A 12,586-nucleotide genomic window follows, 5' to 3' on the forward strand; every position below is an offset into this window, starting at 1 on the left:
CGATCGGTCTGGTGCTTACAGCACCCGCGGTGGGGTGTTGCCCGCGGCGAGGATCGCCCGGCGGATCGGCACGGCCGCGAGCAGCGCGAAGCCGAGGACGAAGAAGATCAGCAGGGAGACCAGGCCCACCCGGTAGGAGGAGGTGAGCTGGAACACCAGGCCGAAGGCGAGCGGCCCGAGCCAGCTGGTGCCCTTGTCGCTGATCTCGTAGAAGCCGTAGTATTCGCCCTCCTTGCCGGCGGGGATGAGCTGGCTGAACAGCGACCGGCTCAGCGCCTGGCTGCCGCCGAGGACCAGGCCGATGCACCCGCCGAGGATCATGAACGGCACCGGCGCCTCGGCGGGCAGCCGGAACGCGGCGATGATCACACCGGTCCACAGCACCAGGGACAGCAGCACGGTCTTCCAGGCGCCGATGCGTCGGGCCAGCGCGCCGAGGGCGAGCGCGCCGCCGAAGGCCAGGAACTGCACCAGCAGGATCGTCACGATCAGGGTGCCCTGCTCCAGCCGGAGCTCCTCGGTGCCGTACTGGCTGGCCAGGGTGATGACGGTCTGGATGCCGTCGTTGTAGACCAGGAACGCCAGCAGGAAGAACAGGGTCAGCGGGTACGCCTTGATCTCCCGCAGGGTGCGGCCGAGCTGCCGGAAGCCGTCGGTGAGCACGTTGCCGCCGCCGCGTAGCGCCTCGGCCGTGGGGTGCTCGCGCAGCCAGCGCAGCGGCAGCAGGGTGAACGCCGCCCACCACACCCCGGCCGACACGATCGACCAGCGGGCCAGGTCCAGGGTGCGTTGCGGGTTGCCGTCCTCGGACAGCATCGACACCGCGACCAGGTTGAGCGCGAGCAGCAGGCCGCCGCCCAGGTAGCCGATGGCCCAGCCGCGGCTGGAGATCGCGTCGCGTTCGTCGGGCCCGCCGAGCTGCGGCAGGAACGAGTTGTAGACCACCACGGCGGCGCCGAAGGAGATGTTGGCGACCAGGAACAGCGCCCCGCCGAGCAGGTACCGCTCGCCGGTGACGAACGCGAAGGCGATGGTGGCGCCGGCGCCGGCGAACGCGGCGGCGGCCAGCAGCCGCTTCTTGTGCACCGACCGGTCGGCGACCGCGCCGACCACCGGCAGCACGAAGACGGTGAGGAACACCGACAGCGAGATCAGGTACGGGTAGTAGGAGCCGGCCGCCACCCGGATGCCCAGCGGGTGCACCACCCCGTCGCAGCTGTCCGCGCCCAGCTCGCAGCCGGCGGCCAGTTCGGTGACGGTGGTCAGGAACGGTCCGAGGAACACCGTGATGACGGTGGTCTGGAACGCCGAGTTGGCCCAGTCGTACAGGTACCAGCCGCGCCGCTCGCGGGGAGTGCTCGCCGGCCGGGGGGCGTCGGCGAGGTCGGGGGCGACCGTCTCGGCCATCTTCGGTCCTCGGGGAGGTTCAGGCGGCCCAGTGGCCGCGGCTGCGGTAGACGTCGCGCAGCACGCCGACGTGATCGGTCATGATGCCATCCACACCGAGATCAAGTAAGTGGTGCATCTGGTCGGGTTCGTCGATCGTCCAGACGTGCACGTGCAGGCCGAGGCGGTGGGCGTGGTCGAGGAACCGGCGGTCCACCACCCTGATCCGCCCGTACCGGACGGGGACCTGGGCGGCGACCACGGACGGGGGCAGCCGCAGCGGCCGGCCGTGCAGGGAGGCCAGCCGTAGCCGGGCAACCCCGCGCATGCCCAGGCCGGTGGCGACCCGCCCCTGGGTGAGGGCCCGCAGGCGGGCCAGCCGGGCGTCGCTGAACGAGGCCAGCAGCACCCGTTCGCCGGCGCCGGTGCGCCGTACGGTGTCGACGGTCGGTTCGACGCCGCCGTCGGCCTTGACGTCGATGTTGAACCGCACCTGCGGCCAGGCGGCGAGGACCTCGTCGAGGCGGGGCACGACGGCGGCGCCGCCGACGCGTACCGACGCCAGGTCGGCCCAGCGCAGGTCGGCGATGCGGCCGGGTTCGCCGGTGACCCGGCGCAGGGTGGTGTCGTGGAAGACCACCGCCACGCCGTCGGCGGTGCCGTGGACGTCGGTCTCGACGTACCGGTAGCCCAGGGCGATGGCGCGGGCGAACGCCGCGGCGGTGTTCTCGTCGCCGTCGGCGGCGCCGCCACGGTGGGCGAACGCCAGCGGCGCGGGGGCGTCGAGGTAGCCGCTGCGGGTCAGCACGCGAGGCAGTATGCCCGGCGGGGATGACGGCCGGGTGACCGGGCGGCGACCTTACCGCGCCGCCGGCATTCCCTATCCTTCCCTATCCGGGCTATGGTTGCGGGCGATGAGTGATGATGTGTACTCCGTGGAGCAGGTCGCGGCGCTGCTCGACCTGCATCCGCGCACCGTGCGCGGCTACATCCGCGCCGGGCGGCTGCGCGCCACCCGGATCGGCAAGCAGTACCGGATCACCCGGGCCGACCTGGACGCGTTGACCGGCCGCCCGTCCCCGCCGACGCGGCGCTCGGTGGAGGTGTCGAGCATCGTGCAGGTCGACGCCGTCGACCGGGTGACCGCCGACCGGCTGGGCACCCTGCTGCTCGCCGCGGCGAACACCGGCGGCGAGCCGGGCCGGCCGCTGCGGGTGCAGGTGGTGCACGAGCCCGAACGCGACCGGCTGCGGGTGGTGGTGCTCGGCGGTCCCGCGGCCACCGCGGACCTGCTGCGGCTGCTCGACGCCCTGCTCACTGACGTGTTCGCCGAGGGGGCCCGCGGTGCCTGACGAGATGCGCGAGATCGCCGGAACGCCGGTGCTGGTCTGCGACCCGGCCGGGCCGCCGCTGGCCACCGAGGCCGACGCGTTGGACCTGATCGGCGCCGCGTTCGCCGGCGCCGAGGTGGTGGTGGTGCCCGCCGGCCGACTCGACCCCACCTTCTTCTCCCTGGGTACCCGCTTCGCCGGTGACGTGATGCAGAAGTTCGTCAACTACCGGCTGCGGCTGGCCGTCGTCGGTGACATCAGCGCACACCTGGCGGCCAGTTCCGCGCTGCGCGCCCTGGTGCACGAGTCCAACCGTGCCGGCCACGTGTGGTTCGTGACCGACCTCGACGCCCTCGCCGACCGGCTGCGCGGGCGGGGTTAACCCACCCAGGTGGCGGTCATCCCGGTGACGGCGCTGCCGTCCAGGTCGGCGAGTTTCACCCCGACGAACCGGCGGGCGCCCTCGGAGGTCTGCACCCGAAACGGTGGGGTGGCCCGCCCGGCGACCACGTCGACCACCACCGCGGCGGCGTCGGCCGGGGACTGGGCGGCGGCGAACGACGACGCGGCGGTGTCCAGGTAGGCGCCGAGCGCCGGCCCGTACGCCCCGGCGGCGGCGACGGCGGCGTCCCGGTCCAGGCCGATGTTGGCGACGAACTCGCTGGCCACCGCGCCCGGCTCGGCCACGGTGACGCTCACCCCGAGGGTGGCGGCCAGCGGGGCGAGGGATTCCAGGTAGCCCTCGACGGCGAACTTCGCCGCGCAGTACGCCTCGTTGAACGGCTGCCCGACCACCCCGCCGACGCTGGTGACCGCGACGAGCCGGCCCCGGGCGGCGCGCAGGTGCGCCAGGGTGGCCCGGCTGACGTGCAGCACCCCGAAGAAGTTGGTCTCCATCACCCGGCGTACGTCGTCGACCCGGTCCAGTTCCAGGGTGCCGACGTGACCGGCGCCGGCGTTGTTCACCACCGCGTCGAGTCGCCCGTACGCGTCGATGACGTCGGCGACGCAGGCGGCCACCGACGCCTGGTCGGCCACGTCGAGCCGGCGTACGTCGATCAGGTCGGTCACCCCGGCGGCGTCGGCGGCGGCGCGTAGCGCGTCGGCGCGACCCAGGTCGCGCATGGTGGCCACGGTGCGCCACCCGGCGCGGGCGCAGCCCAGGGCGATCTCCAGTCCGATTCCGGTGGAGGTGCCGGTGATCAGCACCGTCGGCTCGCTCATGCCTGTCCCGCCTTCCCGTTGGGGTCCTACCGGGCAGGGTCTCACCGTCGGCGCGTGTCGGCGGCGGAAATCGTCCGCCTGCGTTGTCCGGACGGGGGTTGGCCCCCTACGGTGGGGGGCGTGACTGCCGGGTCGGCCTCAGGCCATCAGCGGACAGGGCACCCGGCCGGCGCGTGAGCCGCCGGCGGGCCCGCGCCCCGCCGTTTCCTCTTCTTCTCCCCGCCCGGCCCCCGGCCGGCCCACCCGCGTGACGTGCGTGCGGTGGTGCCCGCCGGCCCGGGCGGGTACGCCGCATCCGTACGCCGACCGTGCCGCCGCCGGGCGACCCCGCGCCACGGTCCGCGACCCTCCCGGACAGCTGTCCTTCCTGCTCGCCGCGTGCGCGTCGCCCGCGCCGGCTCGAGATCCACCGGAGAATCCACGACCCATGCCGAACGACTTCAACGACACGATCATCGAGGAGTTCCGTGCCAACGCCGGCCGCCTGGGCGGCCCGTTCGCCGGGGGCCGACTGCTCCTGCTGACCACCACCGGCGCGCGGACCGGCACCCCGCACACGACCCCGCTGGGTTACCTGCCCGACGGTGGGGACCGGGTGCTGGTCATCGCCTCGGCCGGCGGCGCGACCCGTGACCCGCAGTGGTTGCGCAACCTGCTCGCGGACCCGCTGGTGACCGTCGAGGACGGCGTCTTCACCTACCGGGCCCGCGCCGAGGTCCTCACCGGTGCCGAGCGGGACGGGGTCTTCGCCCGCGCGGTGGCCGCCGACGCCGGGTGGAGCGACTACCAGCGCCGCTCCGGTCGGGTGCTGCCGGTGGTGGCGCTGGTGCCGCTGCCCGGGCCGCCGACCCCGGCCGCCGCCGCCTCCCCGGGGGCGGCGCTGGTGGCGATCCACGACGCGTTCCGCCGCGAGCTGGACCTGATCCGCCGCGAGGTGGCCGGGGCGGGGGCGGGGATCGGCGCGCAGTTGCGGATGAACTGCCTGACGGTGTGTCAGGGGTTGCGCAACCACCATCGTGGCGAGGACGAGCGGATCTTCCCGTGGCTGGCGCAGCGGGGACCGCGGCTGCGCCCGGTGCTGGAGCGGCTCGACGCCGAGCACCGGGCGATGGCCGCGTTGCTGGACGAGCTGCGGGAGCTGCTCGCCGCGCCGGCGGTCGACCCGGTGACGCTTCACGCCGAGGTGCGGCGGCTCACCGCCCAGGTCGAGGCGCACCTGGCCTACGAGGAGGAGCAGCTGGTGCCGCTGCTGGACGGCTGAGGGCTGTCCGCCGCCGCCCGTCCGTCGGGTTCATTCGGGCGGGCGGCGGCGGTGGGCGCGGCTGGTGTCGACCGGCCGGCCGGGGTCGACGTGGCGGGGCCGGTCCGGCTCGTCGGGGCGCAGCGGCACCAGGGTGTCGGTGATGGCGTCGATGATCCGGTCGGTGCCGCGCCGGGCGGTGCCCGGGGCGCCGGTCGGCAGGTCGTGCAGGTCCAGCGGTTCACCGAAGCGCACCCGGACCACCGGGCGGCGCAGCAGGGATCGGGCGATGCCGCGCAGAGCGCCCTTGGGCGCGCGGTAGGGCAGGATCTCGTGGGAGCCCCACTGGGCGACGGGGATGACGGGTGCGCCGCAGGCCAGGGCGAGCCGGGCGGCGCCGGTCTTGCCCCGTTCGGGCCACATCCCGGGGTCCAGGCCGATGCGGCCCTCGGGGTAGACCAGGATCACCGAGCCGGCGGCGGCCGCCGAGGCGGCGTCGTCGAGGGCGCGGTGCACGGCGGCGGTGCCCCGGTCGACGCGCAGGTGCCCGGCGCGGCGCATCAGCGACCCGAGCACGGGGGCGCGGAACAGGCCGCCGGTGGCCATGATCCGGGGGGCGACGCCGCGGGTGGCACAGGCGGCGGCCAGGACCACGGGGTCGAACGGGCTGATGTGGTTGGCGGCCAGCACCAGGGGGCCGCGGCGCAGCCGCTCGGGCACGTCGCCGCTGACCTCGAGGCGGGCCAGGGCGGCCACGACGCCGCGGGCGAGCAGGAGGGCGGCGCGCCAGATCAGGGGTGGCCGCCACGGGGTCGGGGTGTTCGTCACCGCGCCGATGGTCGCATGCCCGTGGGTGGGCCGGTGACCCGATCCCGGGCCGGTCGGCAGAGGTGATCAGGGTCATTGGTCCCGGGTGGGTAGGGGACCCCCGCCCCTGCCGAAACTTCTACGACGCGCAGTAGTATTTACTACGTCTCGTAGTATGCAGAGCTGGGGGTTCCAGGTGGACGCGTTGGACGTCGCCCGCTGGCAGTTCGGTGTCACCACCGTCTACCACTTCCTTTTCGTGCCGCTGACCATCGGCCTGTCGGTGCTGGTGGCGATCCTCCAGACGATGTGGCACCGCACCGGCAACGAGCGCTACCTCAAGCTGACCAGGTTCTACGGCAAGCTCTTCCTGATCAACTTCGCGATGGGCGTGGTCACCGGCATCGTGCAGGAGTTCCAGTTCGGCATGAACTGGAGCGACTACTCCCGCTTCGTCGGCGACATCTTCGGCGCCCCCCTGGCGATCGAGGCCCTGGTGGCCTTCTTCCTGGAATCCACCTTCATCGGCCTGTGGATCTTCGGCTGGGACCGGCTGCCCAAGCGGGCGCACCTGGCCAGCATCTGGGCCGCGGCGATCGGCACCAACCTGTCGGCGTACTTCATCCTCGCCGCGAACTCGTTCATGCAGAACCCGGTCGGGTTCCGGATCAACCCCGACAGCGGCCGGGCCGAGCTGACCGACTTCGTCGCCGTGCTGACCAACAAGGTCGCCCTGATCACCTTCCCGCACACCCTGGCCGGGTCGTTCCTGGTCGCCGGGTCGCTGGTGCTCACCGTCGGGCTGTGGCACGTGATGCGCAACCGCGACAGCGCCGACACCGGCGCCTACCGCTTCGCCACGAAGTTCGGCGCCTGGACCGTCATGGTCGCCACCGCGGCCGTGCTGATCACCGGCGACATCCAGGGCAAGATCATGACCCAGGTGCAGCCGATGAAGATGGCCGCCGCCGAGGGCCTCTACACCACCGAGAGCCCCGCCTCATTCTCCGTGTTCACCGTCGGCAGCCTCGACGGCAGCCGCGAGGTCTTCGCCCTGAAGATCCCCTACCTGCTGTCGTTCCTCGGCACCGGCGACCCGAACGGCACCGTGCAGGGCATCAACGACCTGCAGGCCCAGTACGCCAGCCAGTACGGCCCCGGCAACTACGCCCCGATCATCCCGGTCACCTACTGGAGCTTCCGCTTCATGATCGGCTTTGGGCTGGCCGCCGCCGCCATCGCCCTGCTGGTGCTCTGGAGCCAGCGCAAGGGCCGCACCCCGACCAGCCGGTGGCTGCTGCGCGCCGGCCTGGTCCTGCCCGTGCTGCCGCTGCTGGCCAACTCCTTCGGCTGGATCTTCACCGAGATGGGCCGCCAGCCGTGGATCGTCTTCGGCGAGATGCTCACCCGCAACGGGGTGTCCCGCAGCGTGTCGCTGACCGAGGTGCTCACCTCGTTCACCGCCTTCACGCTGATCTACGCCACCCTCGCGGTGATCGAGTTCAAGCTGCTGGTCCGCTACGCCCGCGCCGGCGTACCCGACGTCACCCCGGCGCCCGTCGACGACGACACCGACGACGCCGAGCGCCCGCTCGCCTTCGCCTACTGAAACCCCGGAGCCTCCCGTGGAACTGACCACCATCTGGTTTCTCCTCGTCGCCGTGCTGTTCACCGGCTACTTCATCCTCGAAGGCTTCGACTTCGGTGTCGGCATGCTGCTGCCGGTGCTCGGCCGCGACGACCGGCAACGCCGCGTCCTGATCAACACCATCGGCCCGGTCTGGGACGGCAACGAGGTCTGGCTGATCACCGCCGGCGGCGCCATGTTCGCCGCCTTCCCCGAGTGGTACGCCACCCTCTTTTCCGGCTTCTACCTGCCGCTGCTGCTGATCCTGCTGGCGCTGATCGTCCGCGGCGTGGCCTTCGAGTACCGGCACAAGCGGCCCGAGGCGTCCTGGAAGCGCCGCTGGGACACCGCGATCTTCGTCGGCTCGCTGGTCCCGGCGATCCTGTGGGGCGTCGCGTTCGCCAACATCCTGCGCGGCGTGCCGCTTTCCGCCGACCACGAGTACGTCGGCGGCCTGGTGGACCTGCTCAACCCGTACGCCCTGCTCGGCGGGGTGACCACCGCGGCGCTGTTCCTCACCCACGGCGCGGTGTTCATCGCCCTGAAGACCACCGGCGAGATCCGCGAGCGCGCCGGCGCCCTGGCGGTGAAGCTGGGTGTCGGCACGGCCGTGGTCGCGGTGGCCTTCCTGGCCTGGACGTTGACCATCCGCGCAAGCGCCGCCGCCGTCGTGCTCGCCGTCGGCGCCGCCCTCGCCCTGGTCGCCGGCCTGGCCGCCGCCCGGGTACGCCGGGAGGGCTGGGCGTTCACCGGCACCGCCGTGGCGATCGCCCTGGCCGTGGCCACCCTGTTCGCGGCGCTGTTCCCGAACGTGCTGCCGTCCACCCTGGACGCGGCCGGCACGCTGACCGCCAGCAACGCCTCGTCCACCCCGTACACCTTGAAGATCATGACGTGGGTGGCGGTGGTGTTCACCCCGATCGTGCTGGCCTATCAAGGTTGGACCTACTGGGTGTTCCGGCGCCGGATCGGGGTACAGAACATTCCGCAACACTGATTGACGCGCGTGGGGCGCGAGGGGAAGCGGGGCCGGTGCGAGGGGGTCGCACCGGCCCCGCTGGGCGTTCACCGGCCGGCGCCGGCCAGTTCCGCGTCGGCGCGCCGCCGCACCAGATCCAGTACCCGGCCGGCGACGGCCATGTCGTGCGCCGGGATGTCCGCGTACAGACGGGTGGTGATGGCGGAGACCGCCGCACGGACCCGCTCGTGGACGCCGCGGCCGTCTGCGGTGAGCGCCAGCCTGCGTCCGCCGGCGAGCAGGCCGGCGGCCAGCAGCTCCTCGATCGCGGCCGTGACGAGCGGTTCCTCAGCCTTGAGGGCGACGGTCATCGCGGCCACGAGGGCGGCCCGCGGCGTCGCGCCGCCCTCGGCCGCGACGAGGTTCAGGGCGACCGACTGGGGAAACGAGATCCCGACCGCGGTCAGTTCGCGTTCGAGCACGGCCCGGGTGGCGTGATGGGCCTGGCCGAGCACCTGGCCGTTGAGCAGGGGAGGGGTGGACATGGTAGCCCCTTTCCGTCGAATCCGTTGGCTGAACCAACGTTGGCCCAACCAACGTAACAGGAATCGTGGGTCCCGCCAACGATTTCTGGTAGCGTCCGCCGCATGGAACCCGCCGCCCCGAGCTGGCTGATCAACCAGGTCGCCGCACACGCCACCCGGCTCGTCCACGACGGCTTCGCCGCCCACGGCGCCCGCGGCTACCACTACCGACTGCTCGCCGCCCTGCAACAACACGGCCCCGCCAGCCAGGCCGACCTCGGCCGTCGCTGCGGCATCGACCGCAGCGACGTCGTCGCCGCCCTCAACGAACTCGCCGCCCGCGACCTGGTCCGCCGCACCCCCGACCCGGACGACCGGCGCCGCAACGTCGTCACCCTCACCGAACCCGGCCGCCGCGAACTGGACCGCCTCACCGCGACCCTCGACCAGATCCAGGACACCCTGCTCGCCCCGCTGTCCCCGGCCGACCGGGCCGACCTCACCCGCCTGCTCACCGCCCTGCTCGAACACCACCAGCGCTGAGAAAACCCGGTGCCACCACCGCGCCGCCCCCTCTACGGTGTGCCGGTGCCTCTCACCGTCCGGGAACTCACCCCCGACGAGCTGACCGACGCCTGGCAACTCGGCCGGCTCGCGTTCGGCTCCGCCCCGCAGCCACCCGCCCACGCCACCGCCCCGGCACCCGGAATGACCCGCTACGGCGCCTTCGACGACACCGGCCGGCTCGTCGGCCGGGCCGTCGACCTGCACCACGACCAGTGGTGGCACGGCCGCCGGGTACCCGCCGCCGACGTCGCCGGGGTCGCCGTCGCACCCGAGGCCCGCGGCCGGGGCATCGCCCGCGCCCTGCTCACCACCCTGCTGCGCGGCGCACACGAACGCGGCGCCGCGATCAGCGCCCTCTACCCGACCGTCGCCGCCCCCTACCGGGCCTGCGGCTGGGAGGTCACCGGCGCGCTGCGCGTGCTCGACCTGCCCACCCTGGCCCTGCCCCGACACCGGCCCGCCGCCCACCTCACCGTCCGCCCCGGCGGCCCCACCGACCTGCCCGCCGTCACCGACCTCTACACCCAGGTCGTCGCCCACCGCGCCGGCCCACTCACCCGCGACGGCGCCCTGTACGACCACTTCGCCGCCCTCCGCGCCGCCGACGACCTCGGCCACGACGGACTCACCCTGGTCGAACACGACGGACGGCTCGTCGGCTACGCCAGCTACGACCGCGGCCGCGGCTACCACTCCGACGCCATACTCACCCTCGGCGACGTGCTCGCCACCACCGCCGACGCCGCCCGGGAACTCCTCGGCGTGCTGCGCGGCTGGGCCAGCGTCACCCCCACCCTGCGGATCTGCCCGCTGCCCGGCGACGCCGTCACCGCCCAGCTGCCACTGGACGCCGCCCGCGACCACTCCCGCGACATCTTCATGCACCGACCGGTCGACCTCGCCGCCGCCCTGACCAGCCGCGGCTGGCCGGCCCACGCGCGCGGCACGGTCGACTTCGCCGTCGACGACGACCTCGCCCCCTGGAACACCGGCGCCTGGCACCTCGACGTCGCCGACGGCCACGCCCAGGTCACCGCCGCCACCACCGACCCGGCGCTACGGCTCACCCCACGCGGCTTCGCCCTGCTGCACGCCGGCGCCGCCGACGCCCGCACCGTCGCCCAGGCCGGCCTGCTGCACCACCCACCCGGCCACGACCCCCGAGCCCTGGACCTGCTCACCGCCGGTGGCCCCGCCCAACTGCTCGACTACTTCTGACCTCGACCACGCCTCCCCACCGCCAACCCGACGCTGCCCGCCACGACGGCGGCGCCCCTCGCCGACCGGCGAGGGGCGCCGCCCTCAGGCCAGGAACGCCTCGACGGTCGCCGCGAACCCCGCCGGGTCGTCCAGCCACGGGAAGTGCCCCGCACCCGCCTGCACCACGAACCGGGCGTCCGGGAACAGCGCGGCATACTCGACCAACGCCGGGGGAGGGGAATTCACGTCCACCTGCCCGGCCAGCACCAGCACCGGCCGACCGAACACCGCCAACGCCGCCCGCGTCCCCGCCGGATCGAACGCGCCATCGGCCAGGAAGTACGGCACCGCCGCGTCGTTGCGCTGCCGTACCTCCGCCGCCGCGTGTGCCCGCGCCTGCTCGTCCCATCGCCCGTACCAGAACGGCGTGACCAGGTCCCGGGCGTCCGGCGGCGGATCACCGGCCAGCATCGCCGTCAGCGCCGCGTACGCCGACGGGAACCACGACTCGCCACGGCGCAGCTCCGCCGTGGCCCGCCGCACGTCGGCGTCCACACCGATGCCCACCCCGAACACGCTCGGCGTCACCAGCACCAACCGGTCCACCCGCTCCGGATGCCGCTGTACGTACCGCACCGCCACGTTCGCCCCGGCCGAATGCCCCAGCAGGTCAACCCGCTCCAGGCCCAACTCCACCCGCAGCGCCTCGACGTCGTCGACCAGCCGGTCGCAGCGGTACGACCCCGGATCGGCCGGCACCGCCGAGTCACCCGTACCCCGCAGGTCCAACCGCACCAACCGCCGATGCCCGGCCAACCCACCCAGATCACCCAGGTACACCGACGCCTGCAACGGCCCACCCGGCACACACACCAACACCCGCCCCCGACCGGACCCGTGATAGGCCAACTCGGTCCCGTCGAACGCGCTGAAGATCGGCATGGCCGCCACCCTGACAGCCGCCCCACCCACCGGGCAACGGATATCCGGAGCCCACCCGGTCAGTGCGCCTCGCGCAACTCCGCCAACCGCGCCTCGATCTCCGCCAACTCCGCCCGCAGCTTCTGCGCCTGCTGCTCCGCCTCGGCCCGCTCGGCGGACAGGATCTGCTCCACCGCCTCCCGCACCCCGGCCACGTCCACCAACGCCACCATCTTCAACGCCTCCGCCGGCTTCACCACGTACGGCTTCGCCAGCGCCTTCGCGCCCTGCTGCGCCGCCACCGTCCACTCGCCGTCGGCGTACGCCAACGTCACCGTCAACCCCGCCGGACCCTTCGGCTTCGCCGACTTCACCGCCCGCCGCGGCGCCGGCCGCTCCTGCTGCTGCTCCACGCTCGGCTCCTCCCGCCGCGGCGCCGGCACCCGCGGCCGGTCCAACACGAACTCCGGCTCCACCACCGCCGGCTGCACCGCAGCCTCCGGCTCCGGCTCCGGCTTCGCCTCGGCCACCGGCTTACGCCCCGCACCCCGCGGCGCGATCGCCACATCCGCGGGGGAGAACGGCAACTCGTCGCGGCCGAACCGCACCACCACGAACTCGTCGGAGCCGGCCGGATCGGTCAACTCCACCACCTGCCCCACCTGACCGGAGATCTGACCCGCCGAGGCGGTGAACACCACCTTCGGCTTCCGGCCGGCCGCCACCGCCTCCCGCAGAGCACGTACGTCGTCATCGGACAAACCCTGGCCCGCCATCACAGCCCTCTTCCGTACACGTGTC

At 73.4% G+C, this 12,586-nt stretch carries 14 protein-coding genes; 7 read left to right on the forward strand and 7 right to left on the reverse strand.

From position 1 onward, the window contains the following. Nucleotides 1-15: 15 nt before the first annotated feature. Together GA0074704_RS17205 and GA0074704_RS17210 are read right to left on the reverse strand one after the other, a co-directional pair. The gene (locus tag GA0074704_RS17205) at nucleotides 16-1,407 is read right to left on the reverse strand and encodes an MFS transporter (protein WP_088971449.1); all 1,392 of its coding nucleotides are present in this window, start codon (nucleotides 1,405-1,407) and stop codon (nucleotides 16-18) included. Nucleotides 1,408-1,426: 19 nt separating this feature from the next. Further along, the gene (locus GA0074704_RS17210) at nucleotides 1,427-2,194 is read right to left on the reverse strand and encodes a glycerophosphodiester phosphodiesterase (RefSeq protein ID WP_088971450.1); all 768 of its coding nucleotides are present in this window, start codon (nucleotides 2,192-2,194) and stop codon (nucleotides 1,427-1,429) included. A gap of 106 nt (nucleotides 2,195-2,300) precedes the next feature. Here GA0074704_RS17210 and GA0074704_RS17215 point away from each other — a divergent pair, with 106 nt between their 5' ends. Further along, nucleotides 2,301-2,738: a helix-turn-helix domain-containing protein gene (locus GA0074704_RS17215; RefSeq protein ID WP_088971451.1), complete on the forward strand. Its 438-nt coding sequence runs from the start codon at nucleotides 2,301-2,303 to the stop codon at nucleotides 2,736-2,738. Further along, nucleotides 2,731-3,099, forward strand: a complete 369-nt coding sequence (locus GA0074704_RS17220) for a DUF4180 domain-containing protein (RefSeq protein ID WP_088971452.1) — start codon at nucleotides 2,731-2,733, stop codon at nucleotides 3,097-3,099. The genes GA0074704_RS17215 and GA0074704_RS17220 overlap by 8 nt, the downstream gene beginning before the upstream one ends. Here GA0074704_RS17220 and GA0074704_RS17225 read toward each other — a convergent pair. Then, nucleotides 3,096-3,941 (reverse strand): SDR family NAD(P)-dependent oxidoreductase, encoded by an 846-nt coding sequence (locus GA0074704_RS17225; protein WP_088971453.1) that lies wholly within the window; start codon nucleotides 3,939-3,941, stop codon nucleotides 3,096-3,098. The two genes, GA0074704_RS17220 and GA0074704_RS17225, sit on opposite strands and share 4 nt — an antisense overlap. A 427-nt stretch (nucleotides 3,942-4,368) precedes the next feature. Between GA0074704_RS17225 and GA0074704_RS17230 the strand changes: the two genes are divergently transcribed. Next, entirely contained in the window at nucleotides 4,369-5,202 is an 834-nt protein-coding gene (locus GA0074704_RS17230; RefSeq protein WP_088971454.1) for a nitroreductase/quinone reductase family protein, read from the forward strand. Between the two features lie 30 nt (nucleotides 5,203-5,232). On the opposite strand, the gene GA0074704_RS17235 is transcribed toward GA0074704_RS17230, so the two are convergent. Beyond that, complete coding sequence (locus tag GA0074704_RS17235) at nucleotides 5,233-6,009, reverse strand: lysophospholipid acyltransferase family protein (protein WP_088971455.1); 777 nt, start codon at nucleotides 6,007-6,009, stop codon at nucleotides 5,233-5,235. Between the two features lie 175 nt (nucleotides 6,010-6,184). Here GA0074704_RS17235 and GA0074704_RS17240 point away from each other — a divergent pair, with 175 nt between their 5' ends. Together GA0074704_RS17240 and cydB are read left to right on the forward strand one after the other, a co-directional pair. Continuing rightward, entirely contained in the window at nucleotides 6,185-7,597 is a 1,413-nt protein-coding gene (locus GA0074704_RS17240; RefSeq protein WP_197697665.1) for a cytochrome ubiquinol oxidase subunit I, read from the forward strand. A gap of 16 nt (nucleotides 7,598-7,613) precedes the next feature. Then, nucleotides 7,614-8,612 carry a cytochrome d ubiquinol oxidase subunit II gene (gene cydB / locus GA0074704_RS17245; protein WP_088971457.1) on the forward strand — a complete coding sequence of 333 codons (999 nt, stop codon included), beginning with the start codon at nucleotides 7,614-7,616 and terminating at the stop codon, nucleotides 8,610-8,612. A 68-nt stretch (nucleotides 8,613-8,680) separates the two neighbouring features. Here the strand turns inward: cydB and GA0074704_RS17250 are convergent, their stop codons facing one another. After that, nucleotides 8,681-9,118: a hypothetical protein gene (locus GA0074704_RS17250; RefSeq protein ID WP_088971458.1), complete on the reverse strand. Its 438-nt coding sequence runs from the start codon at nucleotides 9,116-9,118 to the stop codon at nucleotides 8,681-8,683. 102 nt (nucleotides 9,119-9,220) lie between these two features. Between GA0074704_RS17250 and GA0074704_RS17255 the strand changes: the two genes are divergently transcribed. Together GA0074704_RS17255 and GA0074704_RS17260 are read left to right on the forward strand one after the other, a co-directional pair. After that, nucleotides 9,221-9,640, forward strand: a complete 420-nt coding sequence (locus GA0074704_RS17255; RefSeq protein ID WP_088971459.1) for a MarR family winged helix-turn-helix transcriptional regulator — start codon at nucleotides 9,221-9,223, stop codon at nucleotides 9,638-9,640. A 39-nt stretch (nucleotides 9,641-9,679) separates the two neighbouring features. Next, nucleotides 9,680-10,882: a GNAT family N-acetyltransferase gene (locus GA0074704_RS17260; RefSeq protein ID WP_088971460.1), complete on the forward strand. Its 1,203-nt coding sequence runs from the start codon at nucleotides 9,680-9,682 to the stop codon at nucleotides 10,880-10,882. An 84-nt stretch (nucleotides 10,883-10,966) separates the two neighbouring features. On the opposite strand, the gene GA0074704_RS17265 is transcribed toward GA0074704_RS17260, so the two are convergent. Together GA0074704_RS17265 and GA0074704_RS17270 are read right to left on the reverse strand one after the other, a co-directional pair. Next, the gene (locus GA0074704_RS17265; RefSeq protein WP_088973757.1) at nucleotides 10,967-11,806 is read right to left on the reverse strand and encodes an alpha/beta fold hydrolase; all 840 of its coding nucleotides are present in this window, start codon (nucleotides 11,804-11,806) and stop codon (nucleotides 10,967-10,969) included. Nucleotides 11,807-11,865: 59 nt separating this feature from the next. Next, nucleotides 11,866-12,561: a hypothetical protein gene (locus tag GA0074704_RS17270; RefSeq protein ID WP_088971461.1), complete on the reverse strand. Its 696-nt coding sequence runs from the start codon at nucleotides 12,559-12,561 to the stop codon at nucleotides 11,866-11,868. Nucleotides 12,562-12,586: the final 25 nt, after the last annotated feature.

The sequence above is a fragment of the Micromonospora siamensis genome (assembly GCF_900090305.1).
GTDB lineage: Bacteria > Actinomycetota > Actinomycetes > Mycobacteriales > Micromonosporaceae > Micromonospora > Micromonospora siamensis.

Bases quoted from the DNA above. Each gene is read 5' to 3' on its own strand.
- GA0074704_RS17250 (WP_088971458.1), bottom strand. From the start codon at position 9,118: ATGTCCACCCCTCCCCTGCTCAACGGCCAGGTGCTCGGCCAGGCCCAT.
- GA0074704_RS17215 (WP_088971451.1), top strand. From the start codon at position 2,301: ATGAGTGATGATGTGTACTCCGTGGAGCAGGTCGCGGCGCTGCTCGAC.
- GA0074704_RS17265 (WP_088973757.1), bottom strand. From the start codon at position 11,806: ATGCCGATCTTCAGCGCGTTCGACGGGACCGAGTTGGCCTATCACGGG.
- GA0074704_RS17255 (WP_088971459.1), top strand. From the start codon at position 9,221: ATGGAACCCGCCGCCCCGAGCTGGCTGATCAACCAGGTCGCCGCACAC.
- GA0074704_RS17230 (WP_088971454.1), top strand. From the start codon at position 4,369: ATGCCGAACGACTTCAACGACACGATCATCGAGGAGTTCCGTGCCAAC.
- GA0074704_RS17205 (WP_088971449.1), bottom strand. From the start codon at position 1,407: ATGGCCGAGACGGTCGCCCCCGACCTCGCCGACGCCCCCCGGCCGGCG.
- GA0074704_RS17225 (WP_088971453.1), bottom strand. From the start codon at position 3,941: ATGAGCGAGCCGACGGTGCTGATCACCGGCACCTCCACCGGAATCGGA.
- GA0074704_RS17270 (WP_088971461.1), bottom strand. From the start codon at position 12,561: ATGGCGGGCCAGGGTTTGTCCGATGACGACGTACGTGCTCTGCGGGAG.